This is a genomic window from Amycolatopsis sp. NPDC004368 (assembly GCF_053602515.1).
This window is the reverse complement of sequence record NZ_JBSGDT010000001.1, coordinates 491,097-505,482: the sequence shown is the minus strand read 5'-3', so window position 1 is coordinate 505,482 and position 14,386 is coordinate 491,097. Positions and strand designations below refer to the sequence as shown.

The following is a 14,386-nucleotide window of genomic DNA, read 5'->3' as shown; positions in this document are numbered from 1 at the left end:
TCACCTGGTGGACCGTACGCCAGATCACAGTGAAAGTTAGGTAGGCCTAACTTACCGTGGGTACAGTGAGCCGATTCCTTCGAGTAGCGGTCGTGGGCGCCGGTCCCGCCGGTATCTACGCCGCCGACATCCTGGACAAGTCCGACGCCGACGTGCACGTGGACCTCTTCGAGCGCATGCCCGCGCCGTTCGGGTTGATCCGCTACGGCGTCGCGCCCGACCACCCGCGGATCAAGGGCATCGTGACCGCCCTGCACAAGGTGCTCGACCGCCCGAACATCCGTCTGCTGGGCAACGTCGACTACGGCACCGACGTGAAACTCGACGAGCTGCGCGAGTTCTACGACGCCGTGATCTTCTCCACCGGCGCCATGGCCGACCGGCCGCTCGACATCCCGGGCGCCGACCTCGACGGCAGCCACGGCGCCGCCGACTTCGTCTCCTGGTACGACGGCCACCCCGACGTGCCGCGCACTTGGCCGCTCAACGCCACGTCCGTCGCGGTGCTCGGCGTCGGCAACGTGGCGCTCGACGTGGCCCGCATCCTCGCGAAAACGGCCGACGAGCTGCTCACCACCGACATCCCGGCCAACGTCTACGAAGGGCTGAAGGCCAGCCCCGTCACCGACGTGCACGTGTTCGGCCGCCGCGGCCCGGCGCAGGCGAAGTTCACGCCACTGGAGCTGCGCGAGCTCGACCACTCGCCGAACGTCGAGGTGATCGTGCACCCCGAGGACATGGAGTTCGACGACGCCAGCATCACCGCGCTGCGGGCGTCGAAGCAGATCGACATGGTCGTGAAAACGCTGCAGGAGTGGGCGATCCGCGACGAGGGCACCCGTCCGAAGCGGCTGCACCTGCACTTCTTCCACGCGCCGGCCGAGATCGTCGGCGAAGACGGCCGCGTGACCGGGTTGCGCACCGAGCGCACCGAGTACGACGGCGAGGGCGGCGTCCGCGGCACGGGCGAGTTCCACGACTGGGACGTGCAGGCCGTGTACCGCGCGGTCGGCTACCTGTCCTCGCACCTGCCGGAGGTCCCGTTCGACCACGTCGCCGGCGTCGTGCCGAACCAGGCCGGGCGGGTGCTCGACCTCGACGAGAACCAGCTGCCGGGCGTGTACGTCACCGGCTGGATCAAACGCGGCCCGATCGGCCTGATCGGCCACACGAAGGGCGACGCGGCCGAGACCGTCGCGAGCCTGCTCGCCGACGTCGACACGCTCACGCAGCCGAAGCACGACTCGCCCGACGCGATCCTCGAGTTCCTGACCGGGCGCGGCATCCCGTTCACCACGTGGGAAGGCTGGGGCAAGCTCGACGCGCACGAGAAGTCGCTGGGTGAGCCGCACGGCCGCGAGCGGATCAAGGTCGTGGAACGCGACGAGATGATCCGGGTTTCCCGGGACTGAGTTTCAGGCAGCACCGAGGTAGGTGAGCACGGCCAGCACGCGGCGGTTGGTGTCGTCGGAGGCGGCGATGCCGAGCTTCGCGAACAAGTTGGCCGTGTGCTTGCCGACGGCGCCTTCGCTGAAGTGCAGGCGCGCGGCGATGGCGGCGTTGGAACAGCCTTCGGCCATGAGCGCCAGCACCTCGCGTTCGCGCGGGGTCAGGGCGGCCAGCGGGTCGTTCGCGTTGCCCGCCACCAGTTTCGCGATCACCTCGGGGTCCATGGCCGTGCCGCCGGCGGCGACGCGGCGCACGGCGTCCACGAACTGCTCGGCGTTGAACACGCGGTCCTTGAGCAGGTAGCCGATGGCGCCGGTGCCGTCGGCGAGCAGCTCGCGCGCGTAGAGCTGCTCGACGTGCTGCGACAGCACGAGAATCGGCAGCCCGGGCATCTCGCGCCGGGCCGCCAGCGCCACCTGCAGGCCCTCGTCGGTGTTCGTCGGAGGCATGCGAACGTCCACAACGGACACATCTGGCCGGTGTTCCCGCAGTGCCGCCGCGAGTTCCGGACCGGAGCCCACCGCGGCGACGACCTCGAAGCCGTGCGCGGCGAGCAGGTGCGTCAGGCCGTCCCGGAGGAGGTACTGGTCTTCGGCGACGACGGTTCGGGGCCGGGACTCAGCAGGCACGGCACCTCCAGGATCGCCTCGGTCGGTCCGCCCGGTGGGCTGGTGAGGGCCAACGTACCGTCGAAAGCCCCGAGCCGGCGCTCGATCCCGCGAAGTCCCGAACCCCGCGCGGCTTCGGCGCCGCCGCGCCCGTCGTCGGCCACGACCACGCGCAGCAGGCCCTCGGCGTACGTCAGCGAGATCGAAACCCGTTTCGCACCAGCGTGTTTGGCCGCGTTGCCGAGCAGCTCGCACACGGCGAAGTAGGCGCACGCCTCCACCGGCTGCTCGACGCGGCCCGGCACGTCGGCTGTCACGTCGACTTTGAGCGGGCTGTCGAGCGCGGCCGCGCGCACGGCGTCGACCAGACCGCGTTCGGACAGCACCGGCGGGTGGATTCCGCGGACGAGCAGCCGCAGCTCAGTCAGCGCTTCGGCCGACGCCGTACGCAGCTCGGCCGCCAGCCGTTTCGCGGCTTCGGGATCGCGGTCGATCAGTGCCTCGACCGCGCCGAGTTTCATCCCCATGGCCACGAGCCGCGACTGGATGCCGTCGTGCAGGTCGCGTTCGATGCGGCGCAGCTCGGCGGCCTGCGCCACGGTGACGTCGGTGCGCGACTGGTCTAGCCGCGCCACCCGTTGCGCGAGCCGCGTGGCCTCCGTGGGCCCGAGCCACACGCGGGCGAAGCGGGCCTGCTGCCGGGCGAGCCACGTGGCCGGTGCCAGGCCGGCGACAAGCAGCGTGAGCACGAGCGGCGTCTGCGCGAGAGCGCCGAGGTACGTCGACACCTCGGGCAGCGGGTACCACTGGACCAGAGCCGCCGCGAACGGCCGGACACCCCACAGCAGCACGAGCCCGGTCAGACCCCAGCCGAAGAACACGATGGCCGGCAACGTGAGCACCAGCGTGACCACCGGGATCAACGCGCCGCCGGCGAGATCACGCCAGGTGGCACGGTCGCGCAGCACCCACTGCGTACGGGCGCGTTGCACGGCCCACCACGGCTCGTCGTACAGGTGCTTGCCCACCTGGTAAAGCCCGTCGGCGCGCGGCACGGGCAGGCGCGGCGGCGGCAAGTACGGCCGCGCGATGTGCACGCCCGTCCAGCGGCCGGCTTCGCGGCGCAGTGTGTCGGTGACCGATCGGCAGCCCAGCACGAGCGGCGCGGCCATCGGGGCCGCGCCGATGATCACCACGAGCTGCCAGGCCGAGAAGACCAGGTGCACCACCGCCAGCGCGAGCAGGCCGAACTGGTGGCCGACCGACTCCACGTGCCGGTGCAGCCAACGCTTGCGTGCGCGTTGGGGCAGGGGATGCGCAGTGAGGTGCGGCCCGAGCCAGTAACGCGTCCAGCGGCCGTACCAGCGCAGGGCGCGGCGCCCGGACACGAGGGACAACAGCGCCGTGACCAGCGCGAACGGCGGGTTCAGCACCTGCCAGCCGAACTCGCGGCCGGTCGCCGGATCCTCCGTGATCCACGTGAAACGTCGGTTCCAGCGGATCCACCACGGCCGTTTGTAGAGCTGGTTCCCGTCGCGGTACCAGCCGTCGCTCTCGCGTTCAGGCTCCGCCGGCTCCGGGCGGTAGGGCGCCGCGACCTCGACGCCACACCACCGGCTGACGAGCTGCCGCGTGCGCGCCGACCGGCCACGCGCCCAGTCGACCGCGGGGGTGAAGAAGACCACGAGCCCGACGCACAGCAGCAGAAACGCGACCAGCTCGACCAGCGCGTCGACCCAGCTCAGCAGCGCGAAACCGGCGAGGGCGAACGCTCGTCGTGCCGAAACCATCACCGGACCCCCTTCCCCGCGCTGAACCTCAGTCTGACCGAATCGGGCCCTCGCGCGCACTGGCCGAAGCCTCCGGACCGGGGTGGGGCTGGGCCCACCCCAGCGTCAGCGAAACCCCACCTGAGCTGGGGTTTCAGTGCCATTCTGCCGGACGCCGAGTGCTTTTAGCGTCTTTCGCATGCCTCTCCTCGAAGTCACCGAGCTCCGCAAGACCTACGGCGAGCGGGTCGCGGTCGACGGCGTTTCGTTCGCCGTCGAGCGCGGCGAGATCTTCGGCATCCTCGGCACCAACGGTGCCGGCAAGACCACCACCGTCGAATGCCTCCAGGGCCTGCGTACCCCCGATTCCGGCACGATCTCCGTGCTGGGCCTGGATCCCTCGAAAGACGCCGCTCAGCTGCACCAGCGCGTCGGCGTGCAGCTGCAGGACGCGCGGCTGCCCGAGAAACTGCGGGTGGCCGAGGCGCTGGAGCTGTTCGCGGCCTTCTACCCGAACCCGGCCGACGTCGGAGTGCTGCTGCGAAAGCTGCGGCTCGAAGAGCACCGCACCACGGCGTTCGGCAAGCTCTCCGGCGGCTTGCGGCAGCGGCTGTCGATCGCGCTCGCGCTGGTCGGCAACCCCGAGCTCGCGATCCTCGACGAGCTCACCACCGGCCTCGACCCGCGCTCGCGCCGCGAAACCTGGCGGCTCGTCACGGGCGTGCGCGACGCCGGTGTCACGGTCGTGCTCGTCACCCACTTCATGGACGAAGCCGAGCGCCTCTGCGACCGCGTCGCGGTGTTCGACGCCGGCCGCGTGGTCGCCGCCGGCACGCCGGCCGAACTCCGGACCACCACTGGAAAGTCCACTTTGGACGACGCGTTCGTCACCCTCACCGGACGGAGCTGACCGTGCACACGTTCACCCGACTCCTCGCCACCGAGGCGAAACTCTTCCTGCGCACGCCGCTGTGGGCGTTGTTCGGCGTGCTGCTGCCCACGGCGCTGCTGGTCGGCATCGGCTCGATCTCGGGCATGCGGGAACCGAGCGAGGTGACCGGTGGCTACCGGTTCATCGACCTGTGGGTCCCGTCGCTCGTCGTGGTCTCCCTCGCGATGCTCGGCCTGCAGTCGATCCCCGCGTCCGTGGCGAGCTACCGCGAGCAGGGCGTGCTGCGGCGGCTCGCGACCACACCCGTGCCCCCGTCGTTCCTGCTGCTGGCGCAGCTCGTGCTCCACGCGGTGGTGGCGCTCGCCGGCGTGCTGCTGATGCTGGTGACCGCACGCATCGGCTTCGCCGTGCCGCTGCCACGCCACCCGCTGACCTACGCCGTGACGCTGCTGCTGGGCCTGGTGTCGGTGTTCGCGCTCGGCCTCGTGGCGGCTTCGGTCGCCCGCACGGCGAAGGCCGCGTCGGCAATCGCGATGATCGCGTTCTTCCCGATCATGTTCCTCGGCGGCGTGTACCTGCCGCGGCCGCTGCTGCCGGAGGTGATCCAGCAGATCGGCGCGTACGTGCCGCCGGGCACGCAGCCGCTGCAGGACGCGTGGGTGGGTGCGGGCGTTCAGCCGCTGCAGTTCGTCGCTCTGGCCGCGTTCGCGCTGGGCGGGACGGCGCTGGCCGTGCGGCTGTTCCGGTGGGAGTGATCCACCGAAGTGGTGATGAATACCGTTTTCTCTTGTGGCGTCCTCTGCCGGGCGAGTAGCCAAGGAGGGGGAACCACTCACCATGGAGGTTGTCTTGTCTCTGGACGTATCGCCCGCGCTGCTGGAAAAGGCCGAGCGCGGGGAGGTCTCCGACGCCGAGTTCGTCGCCTGCGTGCGGGAGTCGCTGCCGTACGCGTGGGAAGTGATCACGGGTGTGATCGCCGAGGCCGAGGGCGCGCCGGACGGCTTCGCCGACAACGAGACGCCGCCGCCGAGCGAGGCGGCCCGCGGCCAGCTACTGCGCGCCCTGGCCTCCGACGCCATCCGCGGCGGGCTCGAGCGCCACTTCGGTGTGAAGCTCGCTTTCCAGAACTGCCACCGGGTCGCCGTGTTCCGGACGTCCGAAATGGACAGTGACCGCTACCGCGCGTTCGTGTCGGTGCGCGGGCAGCTGCTCAACCAGAGCCCGGAGCTGCGCGACTGCTGACGGTTTCTGCTAAGCCCTGAGCGCGGGGAGGACTTCCGCGCCGATCCGGCTGATGTTCTCGACCGTGCCCTCCGGCGTACCGGACGCTTCCACGAACATGATCACGTGGGCGGCGCCGGTACGCCGGAGGCTCGTTTCCAGCGTCTTCATGCAGTACTCCGGATCGCCGACGGGGTGGATTTCGCACAGCTGCTCGGTGTACTCGTGCGGATCACGCGAGGGCCCGGGCCGGCCGTCCACCGTCACGTGGGCGCCGAGACCGTCGGAAAGCCAGCCGGGCAATGATTTCCGCACCACCTCGACTGCTGACAAGCGGCTGGCGCCGACCTGGCACAGCACCGTCGACACGTGCGCAGCGGGCGCGCCGTACGCCGCGACCGTCGCGGCCTTCTCGTCGTCACCGGCGTGCAGGCCGAGCAGCAGCGGCAGCCCGCGTTCGGCGGCCAGGCGCACGGCGTCGGACTTCGGACCGCCGGCGGCGACCACGATCTCCGGCCGGCGCCGCGGAGCCGGGACCAGCGGCACTTCGCGGAAGGCGAAGTGCTCACCGTCGGCCGAGACCTTGCTCGCGGTGGCGCTCAGCAGCACGTCGAGCGACTCCTCGAACCCGCGTTCGTACCGGTCGATCCCGGTGCCGAACACCTCCAGGTCGACCCACGGACCGCCGCGCCCGACGCCGAGGCGCAGCCGCCCGCCGGACACCGCGTCGAGCATCGACCACTGCTCCGCCAAGGCCACCGGGTGCGTCGTGGACAGCACGCTCACCGCCGTGCCGACGTCGATCCGCTCAGTGCACCCGAGCACGTGCGCGGCGAGCGTGATCGCCGACGGGCACACGCCGTAAGGCAGGAAGTGGTGCTCGGCGAGCCACACGTCGTCGAAGCCCGCCGCTTCGGCGGCCTCGGCCGCGCGCACGGTCCGGAGCAGCACTTCGGCGTCCTCCTGCCCCGGGAACCGCCCGGACACGAGGAAGACACCGAATCGGGTGTGCCTCAGCTGTCCACCGACACTTCGTTGAACGGCAGCAGCGGATCGAGCCACGGGAAGACCACGAACATCAGCAGCGCGACGATGCCGAGCACCAGCACGACGGCGATCGTCAGCTTCGCCGCGAACGGTCCCGGCAGGCGCCGCCAGATCCACGCGTACATCAGGAAGCCCCGCCGATCTGGGTCAGCAGCTTCCCGTAGTCGGCCACCTGCGACTTCGGCACCTGCTGCGTGAGCACCGACGTGATGATCAGCCGCTGCTTCGCGGAGAACTGCGGGTGGCACGTGGTGAGCGTGAGCAGCGACGCTTCCTCCGCCTTCGGCAACGTGTCCGCCGGCTTGTACGGCACCGGGTTCACGGCGTCACCCTGGCTCGGGAGCACGACCTTGCGGCCGAACGTCTGGTCGTACGCTCCGCCACCGGGAATGCTCGGGTTGCGCAGCGTTCCCACGCCCTTGCACTCCGGCTGCGCGCCCTTGCCGCTGCTCCAGCCCGACAGCTCGTCGTCGTAGGGCAGCACCTTGTAGATGAAGAAGTCGGTCTGCGTCTCGATCACGATCTGGTCACAGGAGCTGAGGTTGTCCAGGTCGTTGAACGGCGCGCCCTTGCCCACGCGGTGACCGGCGACGCCGAAGTTGCCGGGTTCACCGGGCAGCGCCGTGCCCTTGTAGTGGCCGGGGCCGATGGCGAGCGAGTCCTCGCCCGTGCCCTCCTGGATCGTGAAGTTGAAGTCGGCGCCGAACGCCGGGATGTGGATGCGCGCGAACGCCTTGCCGTCCACGAGGCCGGGGTGCAGCGTGCGGTCCTTGGCCCAGTCGCCCTGGAGCTGGTCACTCGCGGCCGACTGCTTCTCGGCCGAGAACAGGTCCGTCACGTAGACCTCGTAGACCATGAACAGCAGCACGACGAGGCCCAGCGTGATGAGCACCTCGCCCGCCGTCCGGATCGCGACGCCACCCTTGCCCAGCGGCGCAGGTGCGGGCTTCTCCTTCACCGCGGTGGCGGTGCCGCCCGCCTCGACGGCCGCGAACACCTCTGTCGGCTGGTCGGCGACCACGGGCCGGCGCGGGTCACGGGGTGGCTGTGCCGGCCGGCCGGTGCCCCGAGGCGGAGTGCGGTGTGGCACGTTCATCCGCTCGGTGCCTCGCGGCGGCGTCCCGGCCTGCCCCGAGCGCGGACGAGGGCGCGGCGAGTTCATGCGCTCGGTGCGCGAGCCCTGCTGGTCGGCGCTGTACTGCTGAGCGGGACGCGGCTGCCTGCTCTGATCGGGTGATCTGCGCTGGTCGGCCTGCCTGCGGGCCGGGTCGCCGGCCACGCGCCGGGGCGGCTCGGACGCTCTGCGCGTGGGGTCACCCGGCGGCTGCCTGCGGGGTCTCGCGGCGCCGTCGGCACCGGGTGGCGGCTGGCGTCGCCGCTGGCCGTCGGGCCCCTGCGGCGGGCGGCGGCGGTCGTCTTCACCCGGCCAATCCTGCGTCGTCACGCAAGCTCCTCTCACACCGCCGGTGGAACTGCCGGTGGCGCTATTGTCACAGTCCGGAAATCCGACCGCTCCCGCCCGGTGCTCTGGAGCCGTCGTTTACGTTAACGTGTTCACGTGGCGCTGGTTGCGCAACCCGACGAGCGGGATGCCCGCGAACAGGCACCGCCACCGGCCAGAGCCAGAACCGCACGCGAGGAACACGATGCCGAAGTCCAAGGTCCGCAAGAAGACCGCGTACACCCCGCCCGTTGATCGCCGGACGCCGGTGAAGGTCAAGGCCGCGGGCCCGTCGAACCTGTTCTACAAGATCGTCATGTTCGGCCTCATGCTCCTCGGGCTGCTGTGGCTCATCGTGAACTACATCGCCGGCGACAAGATTTCGTTCCTGACCGATCTCGGGAACTGGAACTTCGGCATCGGATTCGCGGCGATGATCGTCGGCCTGCTCATGACCATGCGCTGGCGCTGATCATTACTCCGGATGGCGGCTTGACACCGAATTACACCGGTGTGACTCATCCCCAGTGTGGATAACCGCTGTGGATAACTACCCCACCTCGTGGGCCCCGCGTTCGGCCCTTGTGGTAGTGGCCTGGGCCGTGACCGGCCTGCTGCTCATCGGCGCTGTGCTCGACGGCGTCTTCGGCGACGGCAAGGGCGCGCTGCTCATGGGCGTCGCCACCGTGGCGATCGGGGCGTTCGCCGTGCACTGGTCGGTGGTGCGCCCGCGCCTGTCCGCCGACGCCGAGGGCCTGGTCGCCCGCACCCTCGGCGGCACGCACCGCCTGCCGTGGGCCGAGACCACCGTGCAGCTGCGCACCACCCGCCGGCTGGGCCGCGACGGTGTCACGCTCGAACTGGAACACGACGACCAGCTCTACATCTTCGGCCGCGTCGACCTCGGTGAAGACCCACGAGACGTCCACGACGTCCTGACTGAGCTGCGTCACTAACCGGCAGCAGGCACCGCGGCCAGCAGGATCGCCGCCGTTTCCGTGGCGCGCTGGGCCGCGTCGGGTCCTGCCAGCCGACGCGCTCTTCCATAGCGTCGAACACGGCCAGCGGCTTCTCCTGCGCACTGCTCGCCAGCGCCTCGACGCGTGAGGCCAGCCATTCGCGCCAGGCGGTGTCGCGCCGGCGCGCCACGCCTGGGTCGCAGCTGGGCAAGGTGCCCAACCTCTACGCGGAGCTGATGGAGGTCGTCGGCCACATCGCGCCCAAGGTGCTGTCCGACTACGCCAACCACCTCCCCCAGCCCGACCTGGCCTGCCGGCCGCCGCGTAAGCCGGGCTCAGCTGTCCACCGCCGGATCGAGGGGCCCGGCCGGTGGGCGGCGTGGCCTACACCATCGAGTTCAGCACGGCGCCGCGGTAGACCACCAGGCCCACCAGCGCCACGACGATGATCCCGACGCCGATCACCTGCCAGCGCACGCGGTCGCGCTCCGGCGCGTACAGCAGCGCGACGGACACGAGCGCACCCGTGATGAGCCCACCGACGTGGGCGAGGATCGAGATGCCGGGGATGGCGAAGGTGACGTACGCGTTGATCGCGAGCGTGATCAGCAGGCCGGACGGGTTGAGCTTGAGCTTCACGACGATGACCGCGTAGCAGCCCATCAGGCCGAACAACGCGCCCGACGCGCCTCCGGAGACCTGTCCGGGGTTGTCGAAGAGCAGCACGGCAACCGAAGAGCCCAGCAACGAGACGAAGTAGAGCGCCAGGTACCGGGCCTTGCCGAAGACCTTTTCCAGGTCTCGACCCATCATCCAGAGCGAGAACATGTTCACGGCGATGTGGATGATCCCGAAGTGCACGAAGCCCGAGGTGATGATCCGCCACCACTCGCCGTCGACCAGCGCGGCGAAGGGCTGCATGACCCCCAGCAAGTTGATCGACGCGTTGCTGTTGTCGAGGCTCTTCGCCTGCACCGCGGTGATCAGGTAGAGCAAGACGTTGACGGCGAGCAACGTCATCGTCACGACGACGGAGTTCGTCGGCCGGGCGCCCGCGATCGTGCGCGTGCCCCTGCCGGCGTTCTGGTACTCGCGGTGCTGCCGTTTCTGTTGCTGCGAGCCGGAGTGCACGCAGTCGGTGCACTGGAAGCCCACGGGGGCTTCCTGCAGGCAGTCGGGGCACGCCGGACGCCCGCAGCGCGCACAGCTGAGGCCGGTCGGGCGGTTCGGGTGCCACCAGCAACCGGGCAGCGCGGCCGGCGGGTACGCGGGGGGATTCGGCGGTTGGTTCACGATGCCACCAACCTACCGAAATCCCCCCGGGACGGCCCTAGGCCTCGATGGTGACCTTCTGGATGACGACGTCTTCCAGCGGCTTGTCGGCCGGACCGGTCGACGTCTGCGCGATCGCGTCGACGACGTTGCGGGACTCCTGGTCCGCCACCTCACCGAAGATCGTGTGGCGGAAGTTCAGGTGTGTGGTGGGCGCGACGGTGATGAAGAACTGCGAGCCGTTGGTGCCGGGCCCGGCGTTCGCCATCGCCAGCAGGTACGGCTTGTTGAACTGCAGCTCGGGGTGGAACTCGTCGCCGAACTTGTAGCCGGGGCCGCCACGACCGGTGCCGGTCGGGTCGCCGCCCTGGATCATGAAGCCGTCGATGACCCGGTGGAAGATCGAGCCGTCGTAGAACGGGCCGGAGTTCGTGCCCTGCGCGTTCGGCTGCGTGTACTCCTTGGAGCCGTCGGCGAGCCCCACGAAGTTCGCGACCGTCTTCGGCGCGTGGTCGGGGAGCAGGTTCACGTGGATGTCACCCTTGTTGGTGTGCAGGGTGGCCTTGCGGGCGCTTTCAGTCACGCCGCCATCGTGCCATCCCTTCGCACATTTGGGGGGTTCAGGGGGCTCGCCGTGGGCGAACTCGACCGCCTGACCGCAGGAAAAGGCCCATTTCCCGAGGTTTCACCGGTTCCCGTTGGGGGAAGACACAGCGTTACGCGGGGAAAAAGGGCACGATAGGTTACGGGCAACAGAGCGCTATCAAAACGATTGATGAGGTGAAGGCCATGACCCGGGCCGCAGATTCGGTGAGCGAGTCGGTGAAGTCCGGCACGGTCGGCCTGCGCAAGCGAGCCGCCGAAGCGGGCAAGGCGGGCGCCGAGGCCGCCGCGAAGGCCGCCGAAGCCGGTGCCGAAGAATTCGCGAAGCAGAGCCGCCGGGCACGCAAGAAGCTCGCGAAGAAGACCGAGCTCACGCGCAAGGAGCTCAAGAAGAGCTCGGCCGCTGCACGCAAGGAGGCTCTCGCCCGCATCGCCGAGCTGAAGAAGCCCGGCCGCAAGGCGAAGAAGGCCGCGATCAAGGCCGCGAAGTCCGCCGGTGAGTCGAAGCGCCGGGGCAAGAAGGACTTCAAGGCCGCGAAGAAGGACTTCCGCGCCGCGCTGGTCGAGGCGAAGTCGGCGGCCAAGGGCACGCGCAAGCGTCGCCGCTGGCCGTGGGTGCTCGGCCTGGGCGCCGTCGCCGTCGGCACGGCCGTGGCGCTGAAGTCGCGCCAGCAGGAGCCGCCGGTCGCCCCGGCGCCGCCGAAGGCCACCCCGCCGGCCCCCCCGGCGAAGCCCGCTTCGGAGACCACGCCGTCTCCGGCGAGCAACGGCAAGGCGCCCAGCACGCCGGCCGAGAAGAAGAGCTGAAGCAGACGCGAAGAGGGCCCCGGGACGTGTCCCAGGGCCCTCTTTCGTTGCGACTCAGGCGTTCGCGGCGTGCTTGTCGATCAGCTGGCCGAGGCGGGGCAGGGCCTCCTCGACGTTCTTCTTGCCGTTCGGGCGCAGCTTCGAGTAGACCTTCTTGATGCTGTCGCGGCTGCTGCGGTCGGCGCGCGAGTCGGTGACGCTCAGCAGCGCGTCGGCGGCCGCGTCGGAGCGGCTGGTCAGGTAGGCACCGAAGTCGTTGCCGCCCTGGGCGCGGTAGTCGCCGTAGAACGGCTCGAGGGCCACGGCGAAGTCGTCCAGCAGGGTGTCGACGGCCGAGGGGATGATGCCCGGCTTGATCTTCTTGACGGCGGCGAAGCCGGTCTTCACGACCGCGCCCGAGACCCCGCCCTTGTCGGAGACCTCGGCGTCCACGAGGCCCTCCAGGTCGGTCACGACCGACGGGCGACGGCTGGAGTCGAGCAGGATTTCCTTGAGGGTGTCAGCCACGAATCTTGTCCTTGTCGTAGAGATGGCGAAGTGCTTGTGGTGCCACACGGGCACCCGCCCGCGCGAGAGCTGAGGCCGCGCGCGTGACGCACAGGGTAATACAAGATCAACTTCACTCACCCGTGCGGAGGCCACTACTCAGAGCTTCAGGGCCGCGATAGCCTTCTTGGCCACTGTGCGTGCTTTGATGCTCTGCTGTTGGTTACTCGTCACGATGACGGCGGCTCCCCCCTTCGAGACCGCGTACACCACTCCGTCACCAGCCGGCTGGTAGCCGCCCTTCCACCCCGCGGGGTCGCTCGCGGGGTTGGACGAGTCGACGGGCGCGGCCCGGTTCACCAGCCTCGTCGCGACGTCCTTGGTGCCCACGTACACCTGCACGGTCACCTGGAGCCCGCCGTCGGGGCGGTAGAAGAAGCACGCGGGGTTCGGTTCGTCGTTCGAGACGCGTACGGTCGTCACGTGCTGGCCGTTCGCGTCCTGCACCGTCTCGGCCGAGAGGTAGGGACACTTCGCCTCCCGGGCCGGCTGCGGATCGGGTGGCAGGCCGGGCTCAGCCGCGTGCTGGGTCGTCGCCGGAGGCGGCGTGGGCTGCGCGGTGCCCTGAATGGGAGTCGACATGCTGCAGCCGGCGAGCAACGCCAGGGCAGGCGCGAGAGCGAGGATTCGTCGCATAGCGCGCACAGTCAATCATGTCCAGTCACACGAGAGTGAAGAGCGAAAGGTTCAGGTTTCACGGAGTAAGGGACTCGTCGGCATGTGGCCCGGCTGGTGGGCCGCCCTGATCCAACTCGTCGGCGGCGCCGCCGTGACACTGGGCCTCGGCACCCGCACCGCCGCCGTGATCTGCTCCGGCTCCATGGCCTTCGCGTACTTCACGGTGCACTTCGGCAAAGCCGTGCTGCCCATCGAAAACGGCGGCGAGCAAGCCGCCATCTTCGCCTGGGCCTTCCTCCTCCTCGCTTTCACCGGCGGCGGCCACTGGTCGCTGCTCGACTTGTTCCGGCGCCCGCGCGCAGTGCCCGCCACCGCCGGCTGACCTGCTTTGCCCCGTTTGCCCCACTTTTCCGGCCCGGCGTGCAACGATGGACGCCGGGTTTTCCGGTTCGAAGTCGGGGGTTTCGTGGTGCTCACGCCGGATCAGTACCTCCAGGTCGTCACCAACCGCATCCACCGCAGCGGCGGCCGCCTGTCGACCGTCCAACTGGGCCCGGTGTCCGCCACCGTCGGTCTCTTCACCGAGTCGCCCGCGGTGTCCACCATGAACTACTGCGTCGCCGTGGCTGCGTGTCCGGAGGTTTCTGCGCAGACGTTGACGCAGTTCGCCACCCTCGCCACCCAGCACGGCCGCGCCAACGCCCAGGGCGCCCTCGGCTGGACCGCCGCCTCGATCGTCTTCGCCGGACTGATCGGCCACGTCCACCCCGACGCCGCCACAGCCGCCTCCGCGAAAACCCCCGTCAAGTTCGGCGTCGAAACCCGTCTGGTCGCCGTCGACCCCCATAGTGCCGCCCTCCACACCTGGCCGGGCGGCAAGTTCTGGGGCGCCCTCCTGCAGCGATCGGTGAACGCCCGGCTGCGGTTCTGCTTCCCGCCACCGGCGGAGGCTCTTGAGGAGTGGCAGGCGTTTCAGCGCACCGCCGCCACCGACAGCGGTTCACCAACAAGCACCTCCGGCTCCGGCGGCTTCCCCGGCCGGCAAATCCCACCCGACCGCCGCCCGCACACACCCCCACCACCAGCTGCCGGCCCACCCGGCCCGCAGCCACCGCACTACCCACCACCGGGCCTTCCCCCGTACGGTCACTGAC

At 69.9% G+C, this 14,386-nt stretch carries 18 protein-coding genes; 9 read left to right on the top strand and 9 right to left on the bottom strand.

Annotated features, from left to right (window positions below; translation table 11 throughout):
- The first annotated feature begins 92 nt into the window (after positions 1 to 92).
- Complete coding sequence (locus tag ACWEOE_RS02300) at positions 93 to 1,412, top strand: FAD-dependent oxidoreductase (protein WP_452003347.1); 1,320 nt, start codon at positions 93 to 95, stop codon at positions 1,410 to 1,412.
- 3 nt (positions 1,413 to 1,415) lie between these two features.
- On the opposite strand, the gene ACWEOE_RS02295 is transcribed toward ACWEOE_RS02300, so the two are convergent.
- Positions 1,416 to 2,015 (bottom strand): LuxR C-terminal-related transcriptional regulator, encoded by a 600-nt coding sequence (locus ACWEOE_RS02295; RefSeq protein WP_452003344.1) that lies wholly within the window; start codon positions 2,013 to 2,015, stop codon positions 1,416 to 1,418.
- A complete protein-coding gene (locus tag ACWEOE_RS02290; protein WP_452002714.1) occupies positions 2,012 to 3,847 on the bottom strand; it encodes a histidine kinase in 1,836 nt (611 codons plus the stop codon). Before ACWEOE_RS02290 ends, ACWEOE_RS02295 begins: the two co-directional genes overlap by 4 nt.
- Before the next feature lie 178 nt (positions 3,848 to 4,025).
- Between ACWEOE_RS02290 and ACWEOE_RS02285 the strand changes: the two genes are divergently transcribed.
- The 3 genes from ACWEOE_RS02285 (at position 4,026) to ACWEOE_RS02275 (ending at position 5,960) form a co-directional block, all read left to right on the top strand.
- Positions 4,026 to 4,736 carry an ABC transporter ATP-binding protein gene (locus ACWEOE_RS02285; RefSeq protein ID WP_452002712.1) on the top strand — a complete coding sequence of 237 codons (711 nt, stop codon included), beginning with the start codon at positions 4,026 to 4,028 and terminating at the stop codon, positions 4,734 to 4,736.
- Positions 4,737 to 4,738: 2 nt separating this feature from the next.
- Positions 4,739 to 5,473, top strand: coding sequence for an ABC transporter permease (locus ACWEOE_RS02280; protein ID WP_452002709.1), 735 nt, complete (start codon positions 4,739 to 4,741; stop codon positions 5,471 to 5,473).
- 94 nt (positions 5,474 to 5,567) lie between these two features.
- Positions 5,568 to 5,960, top strand: a complete 393-nt coding sequence (locus tag ACWEOE_RS02275) for an SCO5389 family protein (RefSeq protein ID WP_452002706.1) — start codon at positions 5,568 to 5,570, stop codon at positions 5,958 to 5,960.
- A gap of 9 nt (positions 5,961 to 5,969) precedes the next feature.
- Here the strand turns inward: ACWEOE_RS02275 and ACWEOE_RS02270 are convergent, their stop codons facing one another.
- The 3 genes from ACWEOE_RS02270 to ACWEOE_RS02260 are packed head-to-tail and all read right to left on the bottom strand — an operon-like array spanning position 5,970 to position 8,082.
- The gene (locus tag ACWEOE_RS02270) at positions 5,970 to 7,001 is read right to left on the bottom strand and encodes an LLM class flavin-dependent oxidoreductase (protein WP_452002704.1); all 1,032 of its coding nucleotides are present in this window, start codon (positions 6,999 to 7,001) and stop codon (positions 5,970 to 5,972) included.
- Complete coding sequence (locus tag ACWEOE_RS02265) at positions 6,953 to 7,111, bottom strand: hypothetical protein (RefSeq protein WP_452002701.1); 159 nt, start codon at positions 7,109 to 7,111, stop codon at positions 6,953 to 6,955. Before ACWEOE_RS02265 ends, ACWEOE_RS02270 begins: the two co-directional genes overlap by 49 nt.
- A complete protein-coding gene (locus ACWEOE_RS02260) occupies positions 7,111 to 8,082 on the bottom strand; it encodes a class E sortase (RefSeq protein ID WP_452003341.1) in 972 nt (323 codons plus the stop codon). The genes ACWEOE_RS02265 and ACWEOE_RS02260 overlap by 1 nt, the downstream gene beginning before the upstream one ends.
- 550 nt (positions 8,083 to 8,632) lie before the next feature.
- Between ACWEOE_RS02260 and crgA the strand changes: the two genes are divergently transcribed.
- Both crgA and ACWEOE_RS02250 read left to right on the top strand, forming a co-directional pair.
- Positions 8,633 to 8,899 (top strand): cell division protein CrgA, encoded by a 267-nt coding sequence (crgA, locus tag ACWEOE_RS02255; RefSeq protein WP_452002699.1) that lies wholly within the window; start codon positions 8,633 to 8,635, stop codon positions 8,897 to 8,899.
- 70 nt (positions 8,900 to 8,969) lie between these two features.
- Entirely contained in the window at positions 8,970 to 9,383 is a 414-nt protein-coding gene (locus tag ACWEOE_RS02250; RefSeq protein ID WP_452002696.1) for a PH domain-containing protein, read from the top strand.
- Positions 9,384 to 9,770: 387 nt separating this feature from the next.
- Here the strand turns inward: ACWEOE_RS02250 and ACWEOE_RS02245 are convergent, their stop codons facing one another.
- Both ACWEOE_RS02245 and ACWEOE_RS02240 read right to left on the bottom strand, forming a co-directional pair.
- Positions 9,771 to 10,541, bottom strand: a complete 771-nt coding sequence (locus tag ACWEOE_RS02245; RefSeq protein WP_452002693.1) for a rhomboid family intramembrane serine protease — start codon at positions 10,539 to 10,541, stop codon at positions 9,771 to 9,773.
- A 175-nt stretch (positions 10,542 to 10,716) separates the two neighbouring features.
- Positions 10,717 to 11,241: a peptidylprolyl isomerase gene (locus tag ACWEOE_RS02240; RefSeq protein WP_452002690.1), complete on the bottom strand. Its 525-nt coding sequence runs from the start codon at positions 11,239 to 11,241 to the stop codon at positions 10,717 to 10,719.
- A gap of 206 nt (positions 11,242 to 11,447) precedes the next feature.
- Here ACWEOE_RS02240 and ACWEOE_RS02235 point away from each other — a divergent pair, with 206 nt between their 5' ends.
- Entirely contained in the window at positions 11,448 to 12,068 is a 621-nt protein-coding gene (locus tag ACWEOE_RS02235) for a hypothetical protein (RefSeq protein WP_452002688.1), read from the top strand.
- 54 nt (positions 12,069 to 12,122) lie between these two features.
- Here ACWEOE_RS02235 and ACWEOE_RS02230 read toward each other — a convergent pair whose 3' ends face one another.
- Both ACWEOE_RS02230 and ACWEOE_RS02225 read right to left on the bottom strand, forming a co-directional pair.
- Positions 12,123 to 12,575: a DUF6918 family protein gene (locus ACWEOE_RS02230; RefSeq protein WP_452002685.1), complete on the bottom strand. Its 453-nt coding sequence runs from the start codon at positions 12,573 to 12,575 to the stop codon at positions 12,123 to 12,125.
- A 138-nt stretch (positions 12,576 to 12,713) separates the two neighbouring features.
- Positions 12,714 to 13,250, bottom strand: a complete 537-nt coding sequence (locus ACWEOE_RS02225) for a DUF2020 domain-containing protein (protein WP_452002682.1) — start codon at positions 13,248 to 13,250, stop codon at positions 12,714 to 12,716.
- 82 nt (positions 13,251 to 13,332) lie between these two features.
- Between ACWEOE_RS02225 and ACWEOE_RS02220 the strand changes: the two genes are divergently transcribed.
- Positions 13,333 to 13,614 (top strand): DoxX family protein, encoded by a 282-nt coding sequence (locus tag ACWEOE_RS02220; protein ID WP_452002679.1) that lies wholly within the window; start codon positions 13,333 to 13,335, stop codon positions 13,612 to 13,614.
- A gap of 87 nt (positions 13,615 to 13,701) precedes the next feature.
- A complete protein-coding gene (locus ACWEOE_RS02215) occupies positions 13,702 to 14,385 on the top strand; it encodes a hypothetical protein (RefSeq protein WP_452002676.1) in 684 nt (227 codons plus the stop codon).
- The last annotated feature ends 1 nt before the right edge of the window (position 14,386 follow it).

What these genes read in the sequence shown, in the direction of transcription:
- ACWEOE_RS02290 (WP_452002714.1), bottom strand. Translation starts at nt 3,847, where the DNA reads ATGGTTTCGGCACGACGAGCGTTCGCCCTCGCCGGTTTCGCGCTGCTG.
- ACWEOE_RS02220 (WP_452002679.1), top strand. Translation starts at nt 13,333, where the DNA reads ATGTGGCCCGGCTGGTGGGCCGCCCTGATCCAACTCGTCGGCGGCGCC.
- ACWEOE_RS02260 (WP_452003341.1), bottom strand. Translation starts at nt 8,082, where the DNA reads ATGAACGTGCCACACCGCACTCCGCCTCGGGGCACCGGCCGGCCGGCA.
- ACWEOE_RS02235 (WP_452002688.1), top strand. Translation starts at nt 11,448, where the DNA reads ATGACCCGGGCCGCAGATTCGGTGAGCGAGTCGGTGAAGTCCGGCACG.
- ACWEOE_RS02285 (WP_452002712.1), top strand. Translation starts at nt 4,026, where the DNA reads ATGCCTCTCCTCGAAGTCACCGAGCTCCGCAAGACCTACGGCGAGCGG.
- ACWEOE_RS02265 (WP_452002701.1), bottom strand. Translation starts at nt 7,111, where the DNA reads ATGTACGCGTGGATCTGGCGGCGCCTGCCGGGACCGTTCGCGGCGAAG.
- ACWEOE_RS02225 (WP_452002682.1), bottom strand. Translation starts at nt 13,250, where the DNA reads ATGCGACGAATCCTCGCTCTCGCGCCTGCCCTGGCGTTGCTCGCCGGC.
- crgA (WP_452002699.1), top strand. Translation starts at nt 8,633, where the DNA reads ATGCCGAAGTCCAAGGTCCGCAAGAAGACCGCGTACACCCCGCCCGTT.